The following is a 4,179-nucleotide window of genomic DNA, read 5'->3' on the forward strand; positions in this document are numbered from 1 at the left end:
ATCGGGCTCCACGCCTCGGTCGCGGTCCGGGCCACGCTCAAGGCGGTCGAGGAGGTGGCGGGCCTGGCCGACGAGCAGGGCTGGGCGGCCACCGCGGAGGCGTCGGCGGTGATCGACGCGTCCGCGGACCGGCAGGAGGGCGTGGCCGCGTTCCTGGAGAAGCGGGAGCCCCGATGGACCGGCCGGTAACCTGGTGATCGTGACCGAGCGCCGGGACGAGCTGATCCGGCTGCTGCAGACCTACGCGAGCGAGTCCGGGAGGCTGGCCGCGGAGTTCTCCGCGCGGCACGGCCTGCACACCACGGACCTCTACGCCCTGATCGCCGTGCTCAACGCCGACGGCCGCGGGGAGCCGCTCACCGCGGGCAGGCTCGGCGCCCACCTCGGCCTGTCCTCCGGCGCCACCACGGCGCTCGTCGACCGGATGGAGAAGCACGGCTACGTGCACCGCGTCCGGGACACGCGGGACCGACGGCGCGTCGTGCTGACCTACGGGGACGGGGCGGCGCGGATCGGGCGGGCCTTCTTCGGTCCGCTCGGCGCGGACATGGACGTCCTCCTGGAGGGGTTCGCGGGGGAGGACCTCGCGGTCGTCGAACGCTTCCTCACGGGGGTGGCGGCGATGGTGGAGCGGCGCAGGCTGGACGTGGCTCAGGAGGGCGGCACGGAGATCGCGATCTCCCGGCCGAGCGCGTAGGGCGGCAGCAGGTCCAGGTCGTCGCCGCTCCAGAAGCGGCCGGGGTCGTACCAGTTCGCCTGCCGGTGCTCCGGCAGGATCCCCATCTCCTCGAACGTGACGGCCACGACCTCGGCGCAGTACGCGGTGTCCAGTGCGGACGTCGGCTCCGCCGCAGGTGCCGGGACGGGCTCGGGACCCGGGAGCGGCGGCCGTCGGAACACCCGGCGCACGCCGTCCTTGGTGGCGTCGATCGCCCGGTCCAGCGCCCGGTCGCCGGTGCGCGAGACGTACCGGACCCCGTCGACGGCCTGCTTCGCCACCTCCTGCACGCGCGGCGCCCGCCCCCGCAGCCAGCGGCTCGCGAGGCGCAGGGTGGAGGGGAAGGGCGTGCCGTCCAGCCGCGCGACCGTGCGCAGCGCGGCGTCCTCGGCCTCGCGGGGAACCTCGGGGGTGAGCTGGCGCAGCCATGCCCGCTGGTCGTAGCGGTGCACCCACTGCTCGACGGCGGCGCGCAGGTCGTGCAGCTGGACGCCGCGTTGGTGCGTCCCCGACCAGAGGTCCGGCAGCGCCTTCCCCAGCTCGGCGTGCCACATCAGCGGGGGCAGGTCGTCCACGACCAGGGCCATGCCGACGTGGTTGACCGGCGCGTTCGTCACCCCGCGGATCGCCCGGTCGGCACCACTGCGCCCGCGGAACAGCCAGACGTCCCCGGTGCGCGTGAGGTCGAGCGCCTCGTCGAGCGTGATCACCGCGGTAGCGTAGCCGGCCATGAGGTGGACGGTGTGGAAGGCGCTCGGGCTCGCCGGGCTGGCGGGCGTGGCCGCCGGGGGAGCCGCGGTGGCCAGGGCCGAGCGCAGGCGTCGGGCCTACACGCCGGAGGAGATCCGCTCCCGGCTGCACGAGCGGGTGGCGGAGGCGGAGCGTTGCGCGACGGGCGCCGGCGGGTGAGGGTGGGCGGGTGAGCAATGCAGCTGCCTCGATCGACTCGCTCTCCTACGAACCCCTGACGCCGACGTCCTACCTGGACCGGGCCGCCGCATCGCACGGCGACCGGATCGGGGTGGTCGACGGGGACTCGCGCTGGACCTACGCCGAGCTGCGGGAGCGCTGCATGCGGCTGGCGGGCGGCGTGGCACCCCTGGCCGACGGCCGTCCCGTGGCCGTGCTCGCACCGAACACCCACGTGCTGCTGGAGGCGAACTTCGGCGTGCCGTGGGCCGGGGTCCCGCTGGTCGCGGTGAACACCCGGCTCTCGGCGGGCGAGGTGGCCTACATCCTGGAGCACTCGAAGGCCGCGGTGCTGGTCCACGACCCGTCCTTCGACGAGCTGGTGGACACGGTCTTCGCGTCGCTCGGCTCCCCGCCGCACCGGATCCGGGCGGGGGAGGAGTACGAGGCGCTGCTGGCGGGCGCGGAGCCGCTGCACCTGACGCCGACCGACGAGCGGTCGCTGCTGTCGATCAACTACACGTCGGGGACGACGGGGCGCCCCAAGGGCGTGATGTACCACCACCGGGGTGCGTTCCTGCAGTCCGTGGCGATGGTGGGGCACACGGGGCTGACGCCGTCGTCGGTGCACCTGTGGACGCTGCCGATGTTCCACTGCAACGGGTGGTGCTTCCCCTGGGCGGTCACGGCCGCGGCGGCCACGCACGTGTGCCTGCCCAAGGTGGATCCGGCCGAGGTGTGGCGGCTGATCCGGACGGAGGGGGTCACGCACCTCAACGGCGCCCCCACGGTGCTGTCGATGATCGCCTACGCGAAGGACGCGGCGCCGTTGGACGGGCCGCCGGTCCGCATCGCCACGGGCGGGGCGCCGCCGTCGCCCGCGATCCTGCGGCGGATGGCCGAGCTGGGCTTCGACGTCACGCACCTGTACGGGCTGACCGAGACCTACGGTCCGGCGATGCTGTGCGACTGGCGCCCGGAGTGGGACTCGCTCGACGGCGAGGCGCAGGCGCGGCTCAAGGCCCGGCAGGGCGTCGGGAACATGATCTCCTGCGTGCCGCGGGTGATCGGCGAGGACGGCCTGGACGTCCCCGCCGACGGCACCACGACGGGGCAGATCGCGTTGCGCGGCAACAACCTCATGCTCGGCTACCTCGACGATCCGGAGGCCACGGCCGAGGCGGTGCCCGACGGCTGGTTCCGGACCGGGGACATCGGCGTGATCCATCCCGACGGGTACGTGGAGCTCCGCGACCGGACGAAGGACGTGATCATCTCGGGCGGGGAGAACATCGCGTCGGTCGAGGTGGAGCAGGCGATCATGGACCATCCCGCGGTCCTGGAGGCCGCCGTGATCGCCGTGCCGGACGAGCGCTGGGGCGAGGTGCCCGCCGCGTTCGTGACCCTGCAGGACGGCGCCACGGTCACCGAGGAGGAGATCCGCGAGCACGTCCGCGGCAGGCTGGCCCGGTTCAAGGCACCCAAGACCGTGACCTTCGGCGAGCTCCCGAAGACCTCCACCGGAAAGATCCAGAAGTTCGTGCTGCGGGACGAGGCGTGGTCCGGGGTGGAGCGTCGGATCCAGTGACCGCTCGTCAGGCGCTGAGGGCGCTCATGGCCTTCCACTGGTCCCACGGGACGGCCCAGTCGTACACGTCGCCGTCGGCCGCGGAGAGCGGGACGCTGCTCCCGGTCACCTCGACCGGGTCGCCGTACATCGCGGTGTCGAAGTAGGCCTTGGCGTTGGCCGTGGACAGGTTGATGCAGCCGTGGGAGACGTTCCGCCTGCCCTGCGCCGAGGTCGAGGCCGGGTTGGCGTGGATGAACTCGCCGTTGTTGGAGATGCGGACGGCCCAGTACTCCGGCTGGTCGACGTAGCCGTAGTCCGGGTTGGACATCAGCACCATCTCGGACTTGGCCATGACGATGTGGGTGCCGCTGCGGGTCACCCGGCGCGGGTCGGTCTCCAGGCCGTAGCTCGCGGGCAGGTCCATCACCTGCTGCCCGTCGCGGACCACGACGATCCGGTGGCTGTCCTCGTCCGCCCGCACGATCTGGCTGCGGCCGACGGTGAAGTGCGTGGACAGGTCGGAACGCCCGTAGCCCACGCCGAGGTCCCGGCCGTAGAGCGGGACGTTCACCGTGACCTGGGTGCCGACCGGCCAGTACTCCTTCGGTCGCCAGTGCACCCGCGAGCCGCCCCAGTCGTCGGGCAGCCAGGCCCAGGCGCCCTCCACCGGGGTCGACGTCTGCAGGGTCAGCCCGCGCTCGATCTCCGCCTTGGCCTCGGGCGGGAGGTCGCGGTCGAACCGGACGATGACCGGGGCGGCCACGCCGACCGTGGAGCCGTCGTCGATGTTCAGCGTGCCCTTCACGTACTTCGCGGGCTTGACGGTGCCGAACGACCCGGCCAGCGGGGTGACCGCGCCGTCGGGGGCGGTGAGGGAGCCGGACCAGGTGTAGGTCTCGCCGTAGGCCAGCGGGGCGGTGGCCGTCCACTGTGACCGGTCGGCGGAGTAGCCGCCGGGCAGCGGGGCCCCGTCGGAGTCGGT

Annotated in this window: 5 protein-coding genes and 1 pseudogene; 4 read left to right on the forward strand and 2 right to left on the reverse strand. The window is 73.2% G+C overall.

All coding sequences use genetic code 11. The annotated features are described in order from the left end of the window. Together H5J29_RS23120 and H5J29_RS23125 are read left to right on the forward strand one after the other, a co-directional pair. A pseudogene (locus H5J29_RS23120) lies at window positions 1-189 on the forward strand (enoyl-CoA hydratase); the annotation flags it as partial. A gap of 10 nt (window positions 190-199) precedes the next feature. After that, on the forward strand, window positions 200-697 hold the full coding sequence (locus H5J29_RS23125) for a MarR family transcriptional regulator (protein ID WP_312858366.1): 498 nt from the start codon (window positions 200-202) through the stop codon (window positions 695-697). Here the strand turns inward: H5J29_RS23125 and H5J29_RS23130 are convergent. Beyond that, the gene (locus H5J29_RS23130; protein ID WP_181783141.1) at window positions 652-1,449 is read right to left on the reverse strand and encodes a hypothetical protein; all 798 of its coding nucleotides are present in this window, start codon (window positions 1,447-1,449) and stop codon (window positions 652-654) included. The genes H5J29_RS23125 and H5J29_RS23130 overlap by 46 nt on opposite strands. Between H5J29_RS23130 and H5J29_RS23135 the strand changes: the two genes are divergently transcribed. Beyond that, entirely contained in the window at window positions 1,448-1,627 is a 180-nt protein-coding gene (locus tag H5J29_RS23135; protein ID WP_181783142.1) for a hypothetical protein, read from the forward strand. The genes H5J29_RS23130 and H5J29_RS23135 overlap by 2 nt on opposite strands. 31 nt (window positions 1,628-1,658) lie before the next feature. Then, complete coding sequence (locus tag H5J29_RS23140; protein WP_181783144.1) at window positions 1,659-3,215, forward strand: acyl--CoA ligase family protein; 1,557 nt, start codon at window positions 1,659-1,661, stop codon at window positions 3,213-3,215. 7 nt (window positions 3,216-3,222) lie between these two features. On the opposite strand, the gene H5J29_RS23145 is transcribed toward H5J29_RS23140, so the two are convergent. After that, window positions 3,223-4,179, reverse strand: a 957-nt coding sequence (locus H5J29_RS23145; protein WP_181783143.1) for a L,D-transpeptidase, incomplete at its 5' end; no start/stop codon positions are given.

Origin of the sequence: Pseudonocardia pini, from assembly GCF_013870575.1 — a bacterium.
Classification (GTDB): Bacteria; Actinomycetota; Actinomycetes; order Mycobacteriales; family Pseudonocardiaceae; genus Pseudonocardia; species Pseudonocardia pini.